The organism is Leifsonia virtsii (genome assembly GCF_030433675.1).
Taxonomy (GTDB): domain Bacteria; phylum Actinomycetota; class Actinomycetes; order Actinomycetales; family Microbacteriaceae; genus Leifsonia; species Leifsonia virtsii.
This window is the reverse complement of record NZ_JAROCB010000002.1, coordinates 305,037-325,268: the sequence shown is the minus strand read 5'-3', so window position 1 is coordinate 325,268 and position 20,232 is coordinate 305,037. Positions and strand designations below refer to the sequence as shown.

Below are 20,232 nucleotides of genomic sequence, written 5' to 3'. Positions count from 1 at the left end.
GCCTTCACCGGACGCGTCCGGTCACCCGCTGACGACGGGGAGGGCCCGCGGCGTCGCCTGAACCGGAGCACCCGGGTCCGAGGCTGCCGGAGCGCCCGAGCCGGCGCCGCCAGACCCGCCGGTGCCGGAGGCTCCGATCGTCGGCCCCGTGATGGGGACCGTGGTGTTCCAGCGCGAGTTCGCGCCGACCGCGCTGATGACGACGCTGCCGGCGGCGGTGCTGCCGGTGCGCACGTACTGCCACGACACGGAGCCGTACTTGTCCGCGATGATGGAGCTCGGTGCAGGCAGATTCGCTCCGTTGTAGACGGCCGAGAAGGCGACGATCTCGCCGGGCGTGAAACCGCTGGCCTGCACGATGAGGCCGATGGACGGATCCATGAACTGGGCCGTCGTGAGACTCGGTGCGTTGGTCTCGATTCCGGGTGGGTTGCGGACATCGAGCGGGACCGCGTTCGAGGTGTCTCCCGCGTCGCTCGTGGCCGATAGGGTGAGCGTGTAGTCGACCCAGATCCCCGGAGCCTGCGTAGGCACCCAGCCGGTCAACGAGACGATTCCGGTCGCGCTGACCGGAGTGGTGGTGTCCGCGAGGTGGACCTTGCTGCCATCGCTGTCCCGTACCCAGTCCAGCGAGACCGTCGCCGTGGAGCTCGGAGCGAACCCGTCGCCGATCACATCCAGTCCGCCGGACCAGCCGTCCGCGTAGACGATCGGGACGGTCACTCCGATCGAGGCCGTGGCCGCCTGCGCCGGGGCGGCGACGAAGAGGCCCCCCGTGACCAGAGCTGCGACAGCTGTGACGATGGCCCACCGCGAGCGTGCGGAACCAACCATATTCTCCCCCTTCGAGCGCAGGCGCCCGAGCAGGGCGAAGCAACACTATGCGAGGAAGATAATTTGCGTCAAGGAACGATCGAACTGCGCCCGAGCGCGTCCCGTGTCAGAGTTGCGCCATGATCTGCCGGGCGATGATCCGCCCGGCGCGGTTGGCGCCGATCGTCGACGCCTGCGGGCCATACCCGGCGAGGAATATGCGGGAGTCCTGCCAGGACGCCCCGGAGGCAACGGTCAGGCCGCCGGCCTTCTCGCGCAGCTTGAGCGGCGCGAGGTGGCGCAGCTCGGGCCGGAACCCGGTCGCCCAGATGATCGCGTCTGCTTGCGTGAACGACCCGTCCGGCCAGCGGACGCCGTGCTCCTCGACGCGGGTGAACATCGGCCGCTCCACCAGGAGGCCCCGCTCGATGCCCGCAGCGATGCGGCGCGTGCGCGGCACGCCGGTGCCGCTGACGATCGACGGGAGGGCCTCCCCGGCACGTGCCGCGGCATCCTGCATCGCGACCGCGGCGACACCGCCCTCGATCGTCAGCTCCGACTCGTCACGGAAGTCCACCGGCCGTCTGGTGGCCCAGGTGAGGGACGCGGCGACGCCCTCGAGTTCCAGGAGGAAGCCGATCGCGCTCGTCCCGCCGCCGACCACGACGACCGACTGGCCCTCGAACTCCTGGGCGGAAACGTAGGTCGACGTGTGCACATGCCGCCCGGCGAATGTGTTGACGCCGGGGTAGTACGGGACGAACGGCGAACCCCAGGTTCCGGAGGCGTTCACCACCACCCGGGTGGCGGTCTCGCCCGCGCTGTGTTGGACGATCAGGTCCGCACCGCGGTCGAAGACGTGCTCCACCGTCACCGGACGCTGCACCTGCAGCCCGAAATGCTCCTCGTAGCGGCGGTAGTAGCCTGCGACGATGTCCCGTGCGGGCAGTGACCGGTCGGCCGTGTCGAAGCTGAGACCGAGCTCGGACATCCCCGGAAGATCGTTCACGTGGTGGGCGCTGCCCAGCTTGAGCGCATCCCACCGGTGCTGCCACGCCCCGCCGGTGATCGGACCGCGGTCGTAGACGATGAAATCGACGCCCGGAGTGAGCTCGAACCGGCGCAGGTAATACGCGACGGCGAGGCCCGCCTGGCCCGCACCGATCACCACCACCTGGGTCTCGGTCCTCGTCGTGGTCACGCGCTCATCCCATCACTCCTCGCTGTGCGCGAACTCGGGGGCGGTGGAAGTCAGCATGCTAAACTCCATGCTAGTTTTCACTGTTTCTATTCGATCCCCGGGAAGCCTTTCCTACCCGGGCTGGGACCAAAAGGGGGTCACGCATGGGGCGCGGCCGTCAAAAGGCAAAGCACACGAAGATCGCTCGTCAGTTGAAGTCGTTCAGTCCGAACGTGAACTACGACGCGCTCGAGCGTGAGCTGACCTCTCACTCCCATGATGAAGACGACCAGTACGCGAAGTGGGCCGACTACGAGCCGGAGGACGCGAACGAGTCCGACGACGAGTACGACTACGCGGACGAAGACGAGGAGACGGGCACGCCGAAGCGCGCCTAGCGCTCCGCCGCTCAGAGCCAGCCCTGCCGCGTCGCGATCGCGACGGCGTCCGAACGGTTGCGAGCGCCCGTCTTCCCGATCGCGCTCGACAGGTGGTTGCGCACCGTCCCCTCGCTGAGGTGGATCCGGCGCGCGATGTCGCCGATCGTCCCTCCCCCGCCCGCCTCCGCGAGCACCTCCGCCTCGCGAGCGGTCAGCGGCGAGGCGCCGGAGGCGAGCGACTCGGCGGCCAGCGCAGGGTCGACGACGCGTAAGCCCGAGGCCACCCGGCGGACGGCGTCCGCCAGTTGGCCGGACGGGGTGTCCTTCACCACGAAGCCGGACGCGCCCGCCTCCATCGCGCGCCGCAGGTAGCCCGGCCGCCCGAACGTCGTCACGATGAGCGACCGGCAGGCCGGCAGCGCCGAACGCAGCTGCGCGGCGGCCTGGATGCCGTCCGCGCCCGGCATCTCCACGTCGAGCAGCGCGACGTCGGCCCGGGAGGAGCGCGCGGCCTCCACGACCTCGTCGCCGCGGCCGACCTGCGCGACCACGTCGAAGTCCGGCTCCAGGTCGAGCAGCGCCGCCAGGGCGCCGCGGACCAGTGCCTGGTCGTCGGCCAGCAGCAGGCGGATGGATGCGGTCATGCGGTCCTCCGAACGGTCAGCAGCGTGCCGCCGCGCGGGCCCGGCTCGACCGCGATGCTCGCGCCCGCCTGAGCTGCCCGTGCCCGCAGGCCGGCGAGGCCGGAGCCCGGCGTCTGCGCGGGGGCGACCAACGACCCGACCGGCGCAGGCGTGCCCTGGAGTCCCGTCCCCCGCCCGTCGTCCTCGATGTCGAGCCGGTCCGGCCCGACGGTCACCCAGCAGTTCCGCGAGCCGGAGTGGCGGATGACGTTGGTCACGCCCTCGCGCAGCACCCAGCCGAACAGCTCGCGCAGGTCGGGATCGACCTCCTCGCCGTTGCGCGGGAGGTGCGCCTCGATGTCGGCCGCGGCGAGGCTCGCCTGCGCGGACGCCAGCTCGGTCGACAGGCTCATCTCGCGGTAGCCGGCCACGGCCGCACGCAGGTCGGCGAGCGCGGACCGGCTGAGCCGCTCGATGTCGGCGATCTCCTCGGTCGCGCGGGCCGGGTCCACGGGGACGAGCCGGCGCGCCAGCTCCGACTTCACGGTGACCACCGTGAGCGAGTGGCCGAGCACGTCGTGCATGTCGCGCGAGAACCGCGCCCGCTCCTCGACCACGGCGAGCCGCGCGATCTCGCCCTGGGCGTTCCTCAGCCGGCGCAGGGCGTCGATCTGGCGGGCGAACGCGCTCATCATCACGCCGATGGAGACCGTGACGAGCGCGACGAACCAGTAGTCCTCGACCGTGCCGCCGACCGTGAAGATGACGAGTTGCAGTGCGCCCAGTGCTCCGATGATCCCGAACGCCAGCGCCGTCCGCGCCACGACCATCCCGGCGACGCATGCGACGTAGACCCAGGTCCAGCACGCGACCGTGCCGAGCAGCGGGAACAGCGGCAGGGTGAGCGCGAAGTAGAGGGCGAGGCCGATCAGCCGCGTCCGCTCCCGCTCCCACCACAGCAGCGGCGGGAGGATCAGGAAGCCGACGTACACGACGACGAGCAGTCCGGTGGCGAGCAGCTTCTGTGTGAGCGGGAGGTCGGAGGTCCACAGCCCGACCAGCACCGACACCTGGTAGAGCAGGCCGATCGCCGCGCCGGGGTACCAGCGGTACGCCGAGGGATGGACGAGGCGGGCGAGCGGTCCGGCCGGCCGGACCTCCTGCACCTCGCTCGAGAACACGTTGCCCACCTTAGATCAGCCGGGACCGTCGGATCAGCCAGGGCGGTCGGATCAGCCGCGGGCCGCGTCGCGCCGGTACCGCCACACGATCAGGCCGCCGAGGGCGAGCGTCCACACCGCCAGCACGATCGCCGGGGTGATCGCGTCGCCGCTCTGCAGCGCGCCCAGTTGCCCGACCCGGTTGAGCCAGTACGACGGCACCGCCTTCGCCACATCCGCCACCCAGGCCGGGAAGAGCTGCAGCGGGACCCACAGTCCGCCCAGCACCGCCATGCCCATGAACACCGCCATGAACAGCGGCTGCGCGAACTCCGGCTTGGCCAGTTGGCCGACCAGGATGCCGAGCAGCGCGAACGGGATGACGCCGCACCAGATCCCGAGCCCGGCGAGCACCCAGCTGCCCATCGACAGGTCCGGATGGTACAGCGCGATCGAGACGGCGACGATGACCAGGATGCTGAACAGCGCGAGCGCGAGGGCTGCGACGAGCTTCGAAACCAGGTAGCCGGTGCCGCTCAGCGGGGTGATGCGCAGCTGACGGTTCCAGCCGATCGAGCGCTCGGTGACGATCTGGAACGCCTGCGACAGTGCGGCCATCATGCCGCCGTACGCGGCGACCTGGATGGTGGTGACGACGATCCACGGCAGGCGCGTGGCCGCATCCACCTGACCGGCCCCTCCGAACGTGCCGCCGAACGCGAGCAGCATGACGAGAGGGACGGCGAGGGTGAAGATCATGGACCGCATGTTCTTCAGCTGGCGGAGCGACTCGCGCCCCAGGTAGGCGATGCTCATGAGAGGGCTCCTTCGGTGTCGCGCTGCTCGGTGAGGGCGAGGAAGGCCTCGTCCATGGTGTGCGCGGTCAGTTCGATGTCGTGCAGGTCTGGATGGGCGGTCAGCAGCGCGCGCAGGGTCGCGTCGGAGTCGTCGCTGACCAGGGTGATCCGGTCGCCGTGCCGCTCCGCGCTGCGCACGCCGGGGAGCTCGAGCAGCGCTGCGCGGGCCGACGGCGTCGCCGGGGAGTCGGACGTGGCCCGGATGCGGCGGCCGGAGACGACCGCCTTCACCTCGGCCGGGGTGCCGTCGGCGACGATGCGCCCTCGGGCCATCATCACGATCCGGTCGGCGTACTCGTCGGCCTCGTCGAGGTAGTGCGTGGCGAAGACGACGGTACGGCCGGCGTCGGTGAACTCCCGCATCGACTGCCAGAACGTGCGCCGCGCCTCCACATCCATCGCGGCGGTCGGCTCGTCGAGGAAGAGCAGGTCGGGGTCGGAGACGACGGCGACCGCGAAGCGGGCGCGCTGCAGCTGGCCGCCGGAGAGCTTCGAGACCCGCTGGCGGGCGATCTCGGTGCAGCGGGCGCGCTCCAGGGCCTCGGCGACCGTGAGCGGATGCCGGTGCGCCGACGCGACCAGGGCGACCGACTCGGCCACGGTGAGGGACGGCAGCAGCGCGCCGCCCTGCAGCATCGCGCCGACGCGGCCCTCGCGGATCGCGGCGATCGGCGGGGCCCCGAAGAGTTCCGCGTCGCCGGAGGTGGGCCGTGCGAGGCCCAGGGCGAGGTCGATGGTGGTGGACTTGCCGGCGCCGTTGGGCCCGAGCAGGGCGACGACCTCGCCCGGGCGGATGGTCAGGTCGACGCCGTCGACGGCCGTGAGCGCGCCGAAGGTCTTGCGCAGGCCGGTGAGGCGGATGGCGGGTGTCGTGTTCACCTCTTCAGCGTGGCGGCGGGAGGATGCGCCTGCGCAGAGCGGTTGTCAGGATCCGGGGGTGACGTTTGTCACGGGCGCGGGCCGCGCAGCGCTGCCGCCCGCACGAGGCCGAGGATGCCGGCGATGCCGCCGCCCGTGAGCAGCACGCCGCCGAGGAGGAAGGCGAGATCCTGCCCGGCGTTCGTGAGCGTGCCCGTGCCGGTCGCGGTCGGGTCGCCGGCCGGCAGGGCGGAGGACGCGCTCGGGCCGTCTGCACCGCCGCCGACGCGGGAAGTTGCGGCCGAGGCCGCGGTCGGCCCGTTCGCGGGCACGGCGGGCAGCGTGACCGTCGCGGACGCCGTCGCGACGGCGGCGGACGAACGCTGGAGCAGCACGAAGAAGGTCGCCGCGGGCGAGCCGGCCGGTCGGACTCCCAACGGCACGCGCACGGTGGCCGAGGCCTGCCCGTCGGCGAGAGTCAGGGTGGTCGCGACGGCGGTGTAGTCCGCGCCCGCGCGGGCGGAGCCGTCGGCCGTCATCACGTCGACCGTGGCCGTGCCCTGGGCCACAGCCCGGGAGACGGTGACCAGGACGCTGCTGCTCCCGGTGACGACCGAGTCGGCGGCGACCGCGAGCGGCGAGCTCGGCGTCGCGGCTGTGGCGGTGAAGGCCGCGGTGCCGGACGATGCGAGCAGGGACGACCCCTGGGCCGGCTGGTAGGTCGCGGTCACGGTGTGCGCCCCTGCGGCGGCGACGGGGAGCTCGGCGCGTGCGACGCCGCTCGGCGACACGGGCGCAGTCAGCGGAGCGGCGCCGTCCAGCGAGAAGGCGACGGTCCCGGTGTCCGGGGCGGCGAGCAGCATGCGGGCGACCGTCGCGCAGACGGGCACCGTGCCGCCGGCGGAGACGCGGTCGGGAACGCTCAGCGTGACGGAGGTGGCCGCGGTGCAGGCGGGCGCGCCCGCGAAGGCGGCGACGCCGTCGCCGAGGCGCCAGGCGAGGTCGGGCTCGGCGGCGGCGTCCACGGTCAGCAGCCAGACGCCATGGTGCTCCCCCGGCCCGAACGAGGTCGGCTGGCCGCGGTCGGCGGCGCCGGAGGTGAGGTCGTTGCCGCCCGAGCCGGCCGGGATGGCGACGGGGGCGGAGGCGGTGGAGCGGTACCCGAGCACCACGGTGCGGGCGGTGACGGCGCCGAGTGGCGCATCCTGAACGCAGTCGACCAGCGGCACCAGGGTGCCGGCCGGCGGTGTCGCGGGCGTTGCGGCCGCGGGTGCGACGCCGAGCAGCGTCGCGATGCCCGCGAAGGTGAGCGCGCACGCCAGGCGGAGGCGGGCGTGCGGTCGGCTCACAGCGTCACTCTAGCGACGCCGGGCGCCCGCCGCCCCGCCCAGAAAGGGTGACGCGCCGAATCCGTGGGTCGCTGAGCGTCAGGCGGCGTACGCCCCCACGAGGCGGACGGCGCCGCCGTCGACGCCCTTCGCCCCCTGCTCGAAGCCCGTCAGGTCGCGTGCGGCGGTCGAGACGGTTCCCGCGCGCCAGGTCGGGATGCCGTCGGCGCTGATCGCGGCGGCCACGGCGTCCGCCGCCTCCGGGGAGACGACCGCGAACATCCCGATGCCGAGGTTCCAGGTGCCCTCGCTCGACTCCAGGCTCGTGCCGGCCAGGCCGCTCAGGATGCGGAAGACCGGGGTGGGCGACCACGTCGAGCGGTCCACTTCGACCCAGGAGCCGACCGGCAGGACGCGGGCGAGGTTCGCCGCGATGCCGCCGCCGGTCACGTGGCTGAGCGAGTGGACGGCGCCCGCGAGCGACGGCTCCTGCAGCACGCGCAGCAGGGGCGCGGTGTAGAGGCGGGTCGGCTCTAGCAGCGCCTCGCCGACGACGCCGCCGAAGTCGTCGGAGTGGTCGGTGAAGCCGATGCCGCGGGCGGCGAGGATGTGGCGCACCAGCGAGAAGCCGTTCGAGTGCAGGCCCGACGACGCGAGCGCGAGCACGACGTCCCCGTCCTTCACGCGGTCGGCGCCGAGCACTGCATCCGCCTCGACGGCGCCCACCGCGGCTCCCGCGACGTCGTAGTCGTCGGCCGCGAGGAGGCCGGGGTGCTCCGCCGTCTCGCCGCCGACCAGCGCCGTGCCGGTCTGCTGGCAGGCCCGCGCGATGCCCTCGACGATCGCTGCGATCCGCTCCGGGACGACCTTGCCGCAGGCGATGTAGTCGGTCATGAACAGCGGCCGGGCGCCCACCACGACGATGTCGTCGACGACCATGCCCACCAGGTCCTGGCCGATGGTGTCGTGCTTGTCGAGCGCCTGCGCGATGGCGACCTTGGTGCCGACGCCGTCGGTGGATGTGGCGAGCAGCGGGCGGCGGAAGTCGCGCAGGAAGGACACGTCGAACAGCCCGGCGAACCCGCCGACGCCGCCCAGGACCTCCGGGCCGTGCGTGCGGCCGACCGCGGCCTTCATCAGCTCGACGGCGCGGTCACCGGCCGCGGTGTCGACGCCGGCTGCGGCGTAGGAGGCGGAGGAGGAAGCGGTGGAGTCGGTCACGGCTCCATCGTATCGGGGGCGGCTACTCCTGGCGGCCGGGGTCGCCGTAGGAGAGCAGCGGCTCGAACTCGGCGTCCGGGCCCGGCTCGCAGCCGTCGGACGTGACGTCGGAGCCGTCGTCGGTGGGTGCCACGACCGGGCGCTCGAGCAGGTTCTTGCCGAGGTGGTGCGCGTCCGGCAGCTCGATCGGGTACTTGCCCGTGAAGCACGCTGTGCACAGGCGCTCGCGCGGCTGCTCGGTCGCGTCGATCATGCCGTCCTCGGAGAGGTAGCCGAGGCTGTCGGCGCCGATCGACTGGCGCACCTCCTCGACGCCCAGCCCGGTCGCGATCAGCTCGGCGCGGGAGGCGAAGTCGATGCCGTAGAAGCACGGCCAGGTGATGGGCGGGCTCGAGATGCGCACGTGCACCTCTGCGGCGCCGGCCTCCCGCAGCATGGACACCAGGGCGCGCTGCGTGTTGCCGCGGACGATCGAGTCGTCGACGACCACGAGGCGCTTGCCCTTGATGACCTCCTTCAGCGGGTTCAGCTTCAGCTTGATGCCGCGCTGGCGGATGGTCTGCGACGGCTGGATGAACGTACGGCCGACGTAGGAGTTCTTCACCAGGCCCTGCCCGAACGGGATGCCGGACGCCTGCGCGTACCCGATCGCCGCCGGCGTGCCCGACTCGGGGGTCGGGATGACGAGGTCGGCCTCGGCCTCGTGCTCGCGCGCCAGCTGGCGGCCCATCTCGACGCGGGCCTCGTACACGCCGCGTCCCGCGATGGTGGTGTCCGGACGGGCGAGGTAGACGTACTCGAAGACGCACCCGGCGCGCTTCTCGGTGGCGAAGCGCTGCGAGCGCAGGCCGTTCTCGTCGATGGCGATCAGCTCGCCGGGCTCGACCTCGCGCACGAAGCTCGCGCCGACGATGTCGAGCGCGGCCGTCTCGGATGCGACCACCCAGCCGCGCTCCAGGCGGCCGAGCACCAGCGGGCGGACGCCCTGCGGGTCGCGCGCGGCGTACAGGGTGTGCTCGTCCATGAAGACGAGGCAGAAGGCGCCGCGCAGCTTGGGCAGCACCTCCAGGGCGGTCGACTCGAGCGTGTGGTCGAGGTCGCCGGTGAGGAGCGCCGTGACGACCGCGGTGTCGGTCGTGTTGCCGCGGGAGAGCTCGCCGTCATGCTGCGGGTAGCGCTCGTGGACCAGCTGCATCAGCTCGGCGGTGTTGGTCAGGTTGCCGTTGTGGCCGAGGGCGACGGTGCCGCTGGCGGTCGAGCCGAGCGTCGGCTGCGCGTTCTGCCAGCTGGAGGCGCCGGTCGTCGAGTAGCGCGTGTGGCCGACGGCGATGTGGCCGGGCAGCGAGTTCAGCGCGTTCTCGTTGAAGACCTGCGAGACCAGGCCCATGTCCTTGTAGATGAGGATCTTGTCGCCGTCGCTCGTCGCGATGCCGGCCGACTCCTGCCCGCGGTGCTGCAGGGCGTAGAGGCCGAAGTAGCTGAGCTTCGCGACCTCCTCGCCCGGAGCCCAGACGCCGAAGACGCCGCAGGCGTCCTGCGGCCCCTTCTCGCCGGGAAGAAGATCGTGACTGAGAAGACCGTCGCCTCCGGCCACAGCGGACCCCTTTCAGGAATCGGGATGTTCAGCTCTGCGTGTCGCTCGGGGTGGTGCTGGTGCCGGGCTCCGGCTGCGAGCCGTCCTGCCGCGCGGGCGGCTCGGCGGTCTCGGGGATGCGCACGTCGATTCTATCCGCCTGCACGGTGCGCGCTCGACGGGCGGTGGCCCGGTCGACCAGCAGCGCGACCACGGAGCCGACCGCGACGCCGACGGCCACGCCGATCGCCAGCAGGAACCCGAAGACCGAACCGCGGTCGTACGTCGGGTTCTCCGGGAACGCGAACGTGAGGATGAGCGCCACGATCGCGAAGAGGACGGCCCCGGTGATCATGAAGCGGAAGTAGCGCGGAGAGCGCCGCACCCGCACCTCGGCGGGGGTGACCGTCTCCTCCGCGCGCGGGTCGTCCTCTTCTGCGCGCGGCGGTTCCGGAGTGTCGCTCATGCCTCTATTCTCCCAGACCGAACCTGAGTGGCAGACCGGCGGCGGGTCAGTAGCGCAGAGGCACCAGCCCGTCGAGCGACGCGCGCTGGCCCGACGCGTGGATGCTCCCGGAGGCGACCCCCTCGTCCCATGTCAGCGCACCCGACGCCAGGGCGAGGAACGTCGCGGCGTCGGTCTCGATGACGTTCGGCGGCGTCCCGCGCGTGTGCCGGGGACCGGGGATGCACTGCACGGCGCCGAACGGCGGCACGCGCACCTCGACGGTGTTGCCGGGGGCGCGCTCCGCCAGCAGCTGGAGGAGGTAGCGCACGGCGGTCGCGGTGGTGTTCCTGTCGGCTCCGCCCGCGACGGCGGCGCGCACGGCGGGCCCCCCGACCTCGTCCGCGATCTTCGCTCTCGCCATGTGGACCATCCTTCCACGCGCGAGTTCTCTACCATGGGGGTCGTGAAGATCCTCATCCTCGGTTCCGGTGCCCGTGAGCACGCCATCATCACCGCGCTGCTGGCCGAGGAGGAGCAGCACGACATCGTCGCGGCGCCCGGCAACGCCGGCATCGCGCAGGACGTGCGCGTGGAGGCGGGGCTCGACCCGCTCGACGGCCAGGCGGTCACCGAGTACGCGATCGAGAACGGCATCGAGCTTGTCGTGATCGGCCCGGAGGCCCCGCTGGTCGCCGGCGTCGCCGACCCGCTGCGCACGCGCGGCATCCCGGTCTTCGGTCCGGGCAAGGCGGCGGCGCAGCTGGAGGGCTCGAAGGCGTTCGCGAAGCGGATCATGGATGCCGCCGGCGTCCCCACGGGCCGTGCGGTGCGAGCGGAGACGCTGGCGGAGGCGGAGCGCGCGCTCGACGAGTTCGGCGCCCCGTACGTGGTCAAGGCCGACGGGCTGGCCGCCGGGAAGGGCGTGCTGGTCACCGAGGAGCGCGCCGCGGCGGTGGAGCACGCGACGCACTGGCTGCGGCACGGCGGCGTGCTGGTCGAGGAGTTCCTCGACGGCCAGGAGGTGTCGCTGTTCCTGGTCAGCGACGGGCACGACGTCCTCCCGCTCTCGCCCGCGCAAGACTACAAGCGGCTGCTCGACGGCGACGCCGGGCCCAACACCGGCGGGATGGGCGCCTACTCGCCGCTCCCCTGGCTGCCCGACACGTTCGTCGACGAGGTGATCGAGACCATCGCGCTGCCCACGGTCCGCACCCTGGCCAAGGAGCAGACGCCGTTCATCGGGCTGCTCTACTGCGGCCTCATCGTCACCGACCGCGGCATCCGCGTGATCGAGTTCAACGCGCGCTTCGGCGACCCGGAGACGCAGGTCGTCCTCCCGCGCCTGGTCACGCCGCTGTCGTCGCTGCTCTATGCGGCGGCGACCGGAGGGCTCGGCGGGATGCCGCGTCCGGAGTTCGCACTCGACACCGCGGTCACTGTGGTGCTGGCCAGCGAGGGCTACCCGGAGGCGCCGATCACCGGTCGGCCGATCACGGGCCTCGCCGAAGCGGCCGGCGTTCCGGAGGTCACGATCGCGCACGCCGCGACCGCGCGCGACGAGAGCGGCGCGCTCATCGCGACCGGCGGCCGCGTCCTGTCGGTCGTGGCCCGCGGCACCAGCTTCGCCGAGGCGCGTGCGCGCGCCTACGAGGCGCTGCACCACATCCACCTCGAGGGCGCGCACTACCGCACCGACATCGCCGCCCGCGTCTCCTGAGCCCTCTCCCGACGCCAACAGCTCCTGAGTTCTTCGAGCGAAACGCCGTGCGCGGCTCGAAGAACTCAGGAGCTGTTGGCGTGGAGGTCAGCCGAGGAGGCGGGTGAGGTACGGGTTGCGGAAGCGCCCGGCGGGGTCGAAGCGCTCGGCGAGCGCCGCGAAGTCGGCCAGGCGAGGGTAGAGGGTCGGGACCACACGGTCGCGGTCGACGAAGAGCTTGCCCCAGTGCGGCCGCGCGCCGAGCGGGAGGAGCTCGGCCTCCAGCTGCGGGAGCACCGCCTCCACGCCCTCCTGGTCGCGCACCCAGGTGAAGTGGAGGCCGACCACGTCGGTCTCGTACGCGCTCGACAGCCACAGCTCGTCCGCGGCCACGGTCCGGATCTCGGAGATCTGCAGCAGCGGCGCAACGACCGGCGCCAGCCGGCGCACCGCCTCGATCGCCTCCACCGCCCGCGGCCGCGGCACGAGGTACTCGGACTGGATCTCCTCGCCGTTCGACGGGGTGAACGCGAACCGGAAGTGCGCCAGACGCTCGCTCCACGGTCCGACGACACCCAGCTGCTCCGTGGTGTTGCGCACGTCCATGGTCGGGATCATGTGGCGCGGCTCGGTCAGGGCCGGCGCGCCGAAGAAGTCGTCGCCGATGAGGAGCTCGACGCCGTCGAGCTCCTTCAGCCAGGCGAGGGAGACGGCGGGCTCGTCCCAGGTCGTGAAAAGGCTCACGCTGTACGCGGCGGACGTGACCTCGTCGAAGCGGCCGAGGACGGCCTCCCACGGCACACCGCCGAACAACCGCTGCCGTGCGTCGTAGGTGGGCCGGATGTCGAGGGTCACCTCGGTCACGACGCCGAGCGCGCCGAGGCCGACCACCGCGCCGTCGAAGCCCTCGTCGCCGCGGCGCAGGTCGACCAGCTCGCCCGTACCGTCCAGGATGCGGAGGCCGGAGACCGCGGTCGCCAGGTTGCCGTTGCGGTCGCCCGACCCGTGCGTTGCCGTGGCGATCGCTCCGGCGACCGAGATGTGCGGGAGGGAGGCGAGGTTGTGCAGGGCCCAGCCGGCCTCCTGCAGCCCCTGGGCGAGGTCGCCGTAACGGACGCCGCCGCCGACGGTCACCGTGCGCGCGGTCTCGTCAATGCGGATCCCACCGGGCAGGTCGGCCGTGCTGACGAGCAGCCCCGGCGTGTCCGCCAGGTCGTTGAACGAGTGCCGGCTGCCGAGCGCGCGCACCGCGGGGGCGCCGAGGACGAGATCGCGCAGCTCCTCCACCGACCGCGGCCTTGCGAGGGACGCCGCCCGGTACTCGTAGTTGCCCGCCCAGTTCTTCTCCGCCATCGGTCCTCCTCGATCCGCCCGGGAAACGGCGATCCGCCTCCTGTCGACTCGTCCCAGTCTAGGGAGGAGGCGGGTGCGGCACGGGCTGTCCGGAGCGGCCGAAAGAGTGCGTAGCCAGGCCGACCGGGCCCGCAGTATGGTGCCCGTGAACAGCGGGGTGGGCCGCGGGAAAGGGGCTGAGATGGCCGAATTCGAGTACGGTCCGGCGGAGTTCATGGTCGCGCAGTTCGACACGGACAGACCGTCGGCAGGGGTCGTCGATGCGATCCTCGAACTGGTCGACAGCGGCACGGTCCGCCTGCTCGACCTGGTCTTCATCGAGCGGCACGCCGACGGCGGTGTCGACATCATCGAGCTGGATGAGATGGACGGCGACATCGGGCTGACCGACATCACCCTCGACGCGAGCGGCATCGCCGGCGACGAGGATGTGCAGGAGATCGCCGAACTGCTCCAGCCGGGCTCGACGGGCGCGATCCTCGTGATCGAGCACCTGTGGGCGAAGGAGCTGGCGAGCCGCTTCTTCGAGTCGGGCGGAGTCGTGCTGCACAGCGAGCGCATCCCGGCGCCCGTGCTGAACGCGGTCGCCGCGGAGGCGTACGACGAGCTCGAGACTGACGAGCTCGAGACCACGGAGAGCTGAGGAGGAGACCATGCCGTTGAGACGGATCGGACGCCCGGGATTGATCGGGATGGCGGCGCGCACAGCGGTCGTCGCGGGAACGGCCTCGGCCGTGGCCGGTGGTGTGCAGCACCACCAGCAGCAGAAGTACCAGGCGCAGGCCGACCAGCAGGCCGCCGAGCAGCAGCAGGCGTACGAGCAGCAGCAGGCCGCTTACCAGCAGCAGCAGTACGAGCAGCAACAGCAGCAGGCGCAGATGCAGCAGATGGCCCAGGAGGCCGCGGCGCAGCAGCTCGCCGCGCAGCAGCAGGCCGCGCCGGCGGCAGGCGGCGGCGACGACATGATGGCCCAGCTGCAGCAGCTCGCCACCCTGCACACGCAGGGCGTGCTCACCGACGACGAGTTCGCCGCCGCCAAGGCGAAGCTGCTCGGCTGACGCATGCGGCGCCCGCGCGCCCGACGGGCCCCTGCCCGGCGGGCGCCGCTCTGCGCCCCGGCCGCGCCCGGTCGCACCGTACGATGGTCGGGTGAGCGAACTTCCGGGATGGGTCCACGTCTACTCGGGCAAGGTGCGCGACCTGTATGTGCCCGAGGGCGCGACAGGCCTCGCCGACACCGACAGCGTCCTGGTCGTCGCCAGCGACCGGGTGAGCGCGTTCGACCACGTGCTGGAGCCGGGCATCCCGGGCAAGGGCGAGCTGCTGACCACGCTGAGCCTGTGGTGGTTCGACCAGCTCGACGACATCCCGAACCACCTCGTCCCCGACCACGTGCTGGACGGCGAGCGGGTCGTCGAGCGCATCCCTGCCGAGGTCGCGGGCCGCTCGATGCTGGTGAAGCCGCTCGACATGTTCCCCATCGAGTGCGTCGTGCGTGGGTACCTGACCGGCAGCGGCTGGGCGGAGTACCGGGCATCGCAGAGCGTGTGCGGCATCCCGCTGCCCGCCGGCCTGCAGAACGGCGACCGCCTCCCCGAGCCGATCTACACGCCCGCGTGGAAGGCCCCGCTCGGCGAGCACGACGAGAACATCAGCTTCGAGCGCACGGTCGAGCTGGTCGGGCCGGACATCGCCGAGGAGCTGCGCCGCCTCTCGCTGCACGTCTACGAGCGCGGCGCCGCCATCGCCGAGCAGCGCGGCGTCATCATCGCGGACACGAAGTTCGAGTTCGGCGCCGACCGCACCACGGGCGAGATCACCCTCGCCGACGAGGTGCTGACCAGCGACTCCAGCCGGTACTGGGACGCCGCCGCCTACGCCGCGGGCACCACTCCCGAGGAGCGCATGGCGAGCTTCGACAAGCAGATCGTCCGCGACTGGCTCGCCGCGAACTGGGACAAGACCGGCACCCCGCCGCAGCTGCCCGCGGAGGTCGTGGAGCGGACCGCCGCCCGCTACCGCGAACTCCTGGAGCGCCTGACCGGGGACTGATCCGGGCGCGAGCCGGGCGCGGCCGTCCGCATGCCGCACAGCGCATACCGGGCGGTATAGCGTCACGTCATGGCCGCCGAATCCGACACCGCGCCCGTCCCTATTCCCGCCACCGCCGCGATCGCCGACGCCGCCGTGCGACTCGGGATCGCCGTGCAGACCGCTCCCGTGAGCCTGGTCGCGCTGCTCCCGGGCCGCCCGTTCGCCGGACCCGCCGCCCCGGTCACGCACCTCGGCAGCGTGGACGTGCTGCTGGAGACGATCGACGACGCCCCGCCCGGCGCGGTGCTCGTCGTCGATAACGGCGGCCGCGACGACGAGGCGTGCGTCGGCGACCTCATGCTGCTGGAGGCGCGCGAGGCCGGGATGGCCGGCGCCGTCATCTGGGGCCGGCACCGCGACACGGCACAGCTGCGCGAGATCGGGCTGCCCGTGTTCAGCCGCGGGGCGCACCCGTTCGGCCCGCGACGGGTGCCGCCGGCCGGCACGGCGATGCGGTCCGCCTTCCTCGACGGGGTGACCGTGACCGCGGAGCACTGGGTGGTCGGGGACGACGACGGAGTGCTCGTGCTGGCCGCGGGCGACCGCGAGCAGCTGTTCGCGGAGGCCCTGCGCATCCAGACGGTGGAGGGTGCGCAGGCCGAGCGCATGCGCGGGGGTTCGTCCCTGCGCGACCAGCTCGACTTCGCCCGCTACCGCAGCCGTCAGGCCGAGGACCCGTCGCTCACTCTGCGCCGCTACCTCGCCGAGACCGGCGGCGCGATCGAGACGTGAAATAGTCCCGGTCGGGCGGATGTTCTCATCCATATGTCCGAACTCCTGCCCGCCGACTCCGCCATGGGCGCCGTCACCCTCCGCGTCGCCGACCTCGACGCCATGACCCGCTACTACCGCGACGCCGTCACGCTCAGCGTGCTCGCGGCGGAAGGCGACCGGGTCATCCTGGGCCGCGGCGCGACGCCGGCGGTGATCCTGGTGCACGCGCCGGAGCTGCGGCACGCGTCGCCCGGCGAGGCGGGGCTCTTCCACACCGCGATCCTGTTCGACACGCAGGAGGCGCTGGCGGCCGCGGTGTACTCGGTCGCCAGGCGGGCACCCGGCACCTTCACCGGAAGCGCCGACCACCTGGTGAGCACCGCGTTCTACTTCACCGACCCGGAGGGAAACGGCGTCGAGCTGTACTGGGACCGCGACCGCAGCCAGTGGAGCTGGACGCACGGCCAGGTCGAGATGGCGACGCTCTACCTCGACCCCAACGGCTTCCTCGAGGAGCACCTCACCGAGCGTGCTCTCGCCCTGGCCGAGCAGGACGGCGCCACCCCGTTCGGCGACGCCGGCGTCGGCCACGTGCACCTCTCGGTGGGCGACGTCGAGTCGGCCCGCGCCTTCTACGTCGACCGGCTCGGCTTCGAGACGACGGCCGCGCTCGGCGGCAGCGCCCTGTTCGTGAGCGCGGGCGGCTACCACCACCACATGGCGATGAACACGTGGAACAGCCGCGGCGCGGGGCGCAGGCAGCTGGCGCTCGGGCTCGGCGAGGTGGAGATCCGGGTGCCGTCTTCGGACGACGTCGGCGAGCTGAGCGAGCGGATGAGGCACTACGGCATCGCCGCGCGGGACGACGGGAGTTCGGTCACGTTCGACGATCCGTGGGCGAACGCGGTCCGGGTCGTCTCGGAAACGGGAGTATCAGCGGCCTGAGACGCGAAGGCCTGAGAAGGGAAGGAGGTCGCAGCCGGTTCGGCTGCGACCTCCTTCTCTCGTGAGCGGTCAGTCCGCGACGGGGGCGGCGTGGACGCCGTGCGGCGGCTCCTCGCCCGGGGCCGCGTCGGTCGCGGGCGCGACGTCGGCGGCGTGCGAGCCGTGCGCGACGGCGTCCACCGGCACCGGGGCGGCGTGCGCGCCGTGCGTCGGCTCGGCTGCGCCGGCTGCGGCATCCGCCGGCGCACCGGCACCGGCGGGCTTCGCCCACGCCGGCGGCTTCGGCCGCTCCCACCACACCACGACGAGGGCGCCGAGGAAGGCGACCGCGGCGGGCAGCAGCAGCGCCTCCGACATCGCCTGGGTGAAGCCGGCGTGCAGGATCTGCGGCAGCTCGGTTCCCGCCGCGGCCTCGCTGGCGTTGGCCGCGCCGCCCGGCACCTTCGGCAGATCGACGGCGAGGCGGCCCGAGATGAGCGCCGCGATGGAGGCGCTGCCCAGCACCGCGCCGATCTGGCGAGTGGTGTTGAACACGCCGGAGCCGGCTCCCGCCTGGCTGATCGGCAGGTTGCGGGTCGCGGTGGTGGAGATCGGTCCCCACACGCCCGACATCGCGATGCCGAGGAGCGCGCTCGGGATGAGCAGCAGGAAGATGTTCACATCCGGCGACAGCATCCGGGAGTAGAGGAACAGCGCGAAGGCGAACAGCACCAGCGCCGGGGTGGCGATGTTGCGCGGGTTCACCCGGTCGATCAGGCGGCCGACGAACGGCGCGAGCACGCCGGAGAGGACCGCCGTGGGGGCGAGCATCAGCGCGGACTCGGTCGGGGTCAGGCCGCGCACGGTCTGGAAGTAGAACACCAGCGGCAGCGCCATGCACGTGACGGCGAAGCCGACCGTGGTGATCGCGCCGTTCGACAGCGAGAAGTTGCGGTCGCGGAACAGCGGCAGCGGGAGCAGCGGCTCCTTCTTGTTGAACGCCTGCCAGACGACGAAGGCGGCGAGTACGACGATGCCGGCGATGATGAGCCCCCACACCGAGATCGGGCCCCAGATGGTGCCCCAGTCGTAGGTGCTGCCCTCCTGGATGCCGAACACCAGCAGGAACATGCCGACGGCCGAGAGGACCACACCGAGGACGTCGAAGCTGTGCGTGTGCGTCGGCAGTTTCGGCACCAGGCGCATCGCCAGGATGAACGCCACGATGCCGACGGGGACGTTGATGAAGAAGATCCACTCCCATCCCAGGCTGTCGACGAGCACGCCGCCGAGCAGCGGGCCGACCAGCGTGGCGACACCGGCGACGGCGCCCCAAAGGCCCATGGCCGCGCCGCGGCGCTCCGGCGGGAAGATGCGGGTGATGACGGCCATCGTCTGCGGCGTCATCAGCGCGGCGCCGAGACCCTGCACGACGCGGGCGGCGATCAGGATGCCGATGTGGCCGGCGAAACCGCACCAGGCGGAGGCCGCTGTGAAGATGACGAGGCCGATCAGGTAGAGGTTCTTCGGGCCGAACCGGTCGCCGAGCCTCCCGGTGATGAGCAGCGGGACGGCGTAGGCGAGCAGGTAGGCGCTCGTGACCCAGATGACGGAGTTGTAGTCGGTGCCGAGGTTCAGGCCTTTCATGATCGAGGGGTTCGCGACCGACACGATGGTCGTGTCGATCAGGATCATGAAGAACCCGATGACCAGGGCCCAGAGGGCCGGCCAGGGCTTCAGTTGACGTTCCATGGTTCTTCTCTCAGTGCTCGTCCTCGGACCAGGACACTACGCCCGATTCGAGGTCTGCGATCAGGGATTCCAGCACATCCGCGTCCGCCGTGGCGAGCGCCCGCTGGTAGCGGACGTCGATCCAGTACTTGGCGGGGACGCCGCGCTGGGTGAGGTGCTCGACGGCGTCATCCAGGACCGCCGTGTCGGCCCGGATGAGTGAGACCCGCTTGCGCAGCAGGGCGACGACGGTCTCCAGCGGGAGGTTGTGCGACTCGCCGAGGCCGAGCGGGAACTCGGGGTACTCGTTGACGGGAGTGCCGATGATCTCGGTGATCCGCTCACCGAGGGACCGCGTGCCCTCGTCCGTGATCTCGTAGGTGGTGCGCTCGGGGCGGTTGCCCTCGCGCTCTGTGCCGGTCGCCCGGACGAGGCCGTGGGCCTCCAGCCGATCGACCGTGTGATAGAGCGAGCCGGGGCGCACCTTGACCAGCCGGTCCTCCGAACGCTGCATGAGCGTCTGGTACATCTCGTACGGATGCGACGGACGCTCGGCCAGCAGCGCGAGCGCGGCGACGGCGAGGGGGGTGAGGGTGCGTGGTTCGGCCATCTCGACTTCCAGTTCGATTATTCCAAGAGGAATATACGGCACGGAACAGTGAACGGTCAAGGGCGGTAGCGTGACATCCAACCGACAGGAAGGAACGCCGATGCTGCTCTCACTCCCCGGGGACCGCGCGCCGCGCGTTGCGGACGACGCCTGGGTTGCGCCGAACGCGACCGTCGTCGGCGACGTCACGCTCGCACCGGGCGCGAGCGTCTGGTACGGCGCGGTCGTGCGGGCCGACAACGCGCCCATCGCCATCGGGCGCGACTCCAACCTCCAGGACAACGTGTCCGCCCACGTCGATCCGGCGTTCCCGCTGACGGTCGGCGAGCGGGTGTCGGTCGGTCACAACGCGGTGCTGCACGGCTGCACGATCGAGGACGACGTGCTCATCGGGATGAGCGCGACGATCCTCAACGGAGCCCGCATCGGCACGGGTTCACTGGTGGCCGCCGGCGCCGTTGTGACGCAGGGGGCCGACATCCCGCCGCGCTCGCTCGTCGCCGGGGTTCCGGCGAAGGTGCGCCGCGAGCTCACCGACGACGAGCTGCGCGGCATCGCCGAGAACGCCGCCGTCTACCTCGACAAGGTGACCCAGCACCGCCAGGCCACCCCCCTGGGCTGAGCTGCGGCTCGTCGAGTTGCACGTCGTGGTCGCTATTCGACGGGGAT

At 72.0% G+C, this 20,232-nt stretch carries 22 protein-coding genes; 8 read left to right on the top strand and 14 right to left on the bottom strand.

All coding sequences use genetic code 11. From position 1 onward, the window contains the following. Positions 1-21: 21 nt before the first annotated feature. Positions 22-834: a hypothetical protein gene (locus P5G59_RS07565; protein ID WP_301217545.1), complete on the bottom strand. Its 813-nt coding sequence runs from the start codon at positions 832-834 to the stop codon at positions 22-24. A 106-nt stretch (positions 835-940) separates the two neighbouring features. After that, positions 941-2,014 (bottom strand): NAD(P)-binding domain-containing protein, encoded by a 1,074-nt coding sequence (locus tag P5G59_RS07560; RefSeq protein ID WP_301217543.1) that lies wholly within the window; start codon positions 2,012-2,014, stop codon positions 941-943. A 143-nt stretch (positions 2,015-2,157) separates the two neighbouring features. Between P5G59_RS07560 and P5G59_RS07555 the strand changes: the two genes are divergently transcribed. Continuing rightward, positions 2,158-2,391, top strand: a complete 234-nt coding sequence (locus P5G59_RS07555; RefSeq protein WP_301217541.1) for a DUF3073 domain-containing protein — start codon at positions 2,158-2,160, stop codon at positions 2,389-2,391. 11 nt (positions 2,392-2,402) lie between these two features. On the opposite strand, the gene P5G59_RS07550 is transcribed toward P5G59_RS07555, so the two are convergent. From P5G59_RS07550 to P5G59_RS07510, 9 genes are all read right to left on the bottom strand, one after another. Then, on the bottom strand, positions 2,403-3,017 hold the full coding sequence (locus P5G59_RS07550) for a response regulator transcription factor (protein ID WP_301217539.1): 615 nt from the start codon (positions 3,015-3,017) through the stop codon (positions 2,403-2,405). Then, the gene (locus tag P5G59_RS07545; protein ID WP_301217537.1) at positions 3,014-4,177 is read right to left on the bottom strand and encodes a sensor histidine kinase; all 1,164 of its coding nucleotides are present in this window, start codon (positions 4,175-4,177) and stop codon (positions 3,014-3,016) included. Before P5G59_RS07545 ends, P5G59_RS07550 begins: the two co-directional genes overlap by 4 nt. A gap of 51 nt (positions 4,178-4,228) precedes the next feature. Continuing rightward, the gene (locus tag P5G59_RS07540) at positions 4,229-4,972 is read right to left on the bottom strand and encodes an ABC transporter permease (protein WP_301217535.1); all 744 of its coding nucleotides are present in this window, start codon (positions 4,970-4,972) and stop codon (positions 4,229-4,231) included. Beyond that, positions 4,969-5,892 (bottom strand): ABC transporter ATP-binding protein, encoded by a 924-nt coding sequence (locus P5G59_RS07535; RefSeq protein ID WP_301217533.1) that lies wholly within the window; start codon positions 5,890-5,892, stop codon positions 4,969-4,971. Before P5G59_RS07535 ends, P5G59_RS07540 begins: the two co-directional genes overlap by 4 nt. A gap of 68 nt (positions 5,893-5,960) precedes the next feature. After that, on the bottom strand, positions 5,961-7,220 hold the full coding sequence (locus P5G59_RS07530) for a Calx-beta domain-containing protein (RefSeq protein WP_301217531.1): 1,260 nt from the start codon (positions 7,218-7,220) through the stop codon (positions 5,961-5,963). A 78-nt stretch (positions 7,221-7,298) separates the two neighbouring features. Continuing rightward, the gene (purM, locus tag P5G59_RS07525) at positions 7,299-8,420 is read right to left on the bottom strand and encodes a phosphoribosylformylglycinamidine cyclo-ligase (RefSeq protein ID WP_301217529.1); all 1,122 of its coding nucleotides are present in this window, start codon (positions 8,418-8,420) and stop codon (positions 7,299-7,301) included. Positions 8,421-8,442: 22 nt separating this feature from the next. Next, on the bottom strand, positions 8,443-10,014 hold the full coding sequence (purF, locus tag P5G59_RS07520; RefSeq protein ID WP_301217528.1) for an amidophosphoribosyltransferase: 1,572 nt from the start codon (positions 10,012-10,014) through the stop codon (positions 8,443-8,445). A 28-nt stretch (positions 10,015-10,042) separates the two neighbouring features. Beyond that, positions 10,043-10,459 carry a hypothetical protein gene (locus P5G59_RS07515; RefSeq protein ID WP_301217526.1) on the bottom strand — a complete coding sequence of 139 codons (417 nt, stop codon included), beginning with the start codon at positions 10,457-10,459 and terminating at the stop codon, positions 10,043-10,045. A gap of 46 nt (positions 10,460-10,505) precedes the next feature. Next, the gene (locus tag P5G59_RS07510; RefSeq protein ID WP_301217524.1) at positions 10,506-10,862 is read right to left on the bottom strand and encodes a sterol carrier family protein; all 357 of its coding nucleotides are present in this window, start codon (positions 10,860-10,862) and stop codon (positions 10,506-10,508) included. A 42-nt stretch (positions 10,863-10,904) separates the two neighbouring features. Between P5G59_RS07510 and purD the strand changes: the two genes are divergently transcribed. Next, entirely contained in the window at positions 10,905-12,158 is a 1,254-nt protein-coding gene (gene purD, locus P5G59_RS07505; protein ID WP_301217522.1) for a phosphoribosylamine--glycine ligase, read from the top strand. A gap of 87 nt (positions 12,159-12,245) precedes the next feature. On the opposite strand, the gene P5G59_RS07500 is transcribed toward purD, so the two are convergent. Next, positions 12,246-13,490 (bottom strand): FAD-binding protein, encoded by a 1,245-nt coding sequence (locus P5G59_RS07500; RefSeq protein WP_301217521.1) that lies wholly within the window; start codon positions 13,488-13,490, stop codon positions 12,246-12,248. Between the two features lie 181 nt (positions 13,491-13,671). Here P5G59_RS07500 and P5G59_RS07495 point away from each other — a divergent pair, with 181 nt between their 5' ends. The 5 genes from P5G59_RS07495 to P5G59_RS07475 all read left to right on the top strand — a co-directional run bounded on the left by P5G59_RS07495 (position 13,672) and on the right by P5G59_RS07475 (position 17,243). Continuing rightward, on the top strand, positions 13,672-14,133 hold the full coding sequence (locus tag P5G59_RS07495) for a DUF6325 family protein (protein WP_301217520.1): 462 nt from the start codon (positions 13,672-13,674) through the stop codon (positions 14,131-14,133). Positions 14,134-14,143: 10 nt separating this feature from the next. Continuing rightward, complete coding sequence (locus P5G59_RS07490) at positions 14,144-14,548, top strand: SHOCT domain-containing protein (RefSeq protein ID WP_301217518.1); 405 nt, start codon at positions 14,144-14,146, stop codon at positions 14,546-14,548. A gap of 91 nt (positions 14,549-14,639) precedes the next feature. Then, the gene (locus P5G59_RS07485; RefSeq protein ID WP_301217516.1) at positions 14,640-15,542 is read left to right on the top strand and encodes a phosphoribosylaminoimidazolesuccinocarboxamide synthase; all 903 of its coding nucleotides are present in this window, start codon (positions 14,640-14,642) and stop codon (positions 15,540-15,542) included. 69 nt (positions 15,543-15,611) lie between these two features. Next, entirely contained in the window at positions 15,612-16,316 is a 705-nt protein-coding gene (locus P5G59_RS07480; RefSeq protein WP_301217514.1) for an RraA family protein, read from the top strand. 33 nt (positions 16,317-16,349) lie between these two features. After that, positions 16,350-17,243, top strand: coding sequence for a VOC family protein (locus P5G59_RS07475; protein WP_301217512.1), 894 nt, complete (start codon positions 16,350-16,352; stop codon positions 17,241-17,243). A 69-nt stretch (positions 17,244-17,312) separates the two neighbouring features. Here the strand turns inward: P5G59_RS07475 and P5G59_RS07470 are convergent, their stop codons facing one another. Both P5G59_RS07470 and P5G59_RS07465 read right to left on the bottom strand, forming a co-directional pair. After that, positions 17,313-18,974 carry a DHA2 family efflux MFS transporter permease subunit gene (locus P5G59_RS07470; RefSeq protein WP_301217510.1) on the bottom strand — a complete coding sequence of 554 codons (1,662 nt, stop codon included), beginning with the start codon at positions 18,972-18,974 and terminating at the stop codon, positions 17,313-17,315. Between the two features lie 10 nt (positions 18,975-18,984). Then, positions 18,985-19,563 (bottom strand): PadR family transcriptional regulator, encoded by a 579-nt coding sequence (locus tag P5G59_RS07465; protein ID WP_301217508.1) that lies wholly within the window; start codon positions 19,561-19,563, stop codon positions 18,985-18,987. A 100-nt stretch (positions 19,564-19,663) separates the two neighbouring features. Between P5G59_RS07465 and P5G59_RS07460 the strand changes: the two genes are divergently transcribed. Next, positions 19,664-20,185, top strand: a complete 522-nt coding sequence (locus P5G59_RS07460; RefSeq protein ID WP_301217506.1) for a gamma carbonic anhydrase family protein — start codon at positions 19,664-19,666, stop codon at positions 20,183-20,185. The last annotated feature ends 47 nt before the right edge of the window (positions 20,186-20,232 follow it).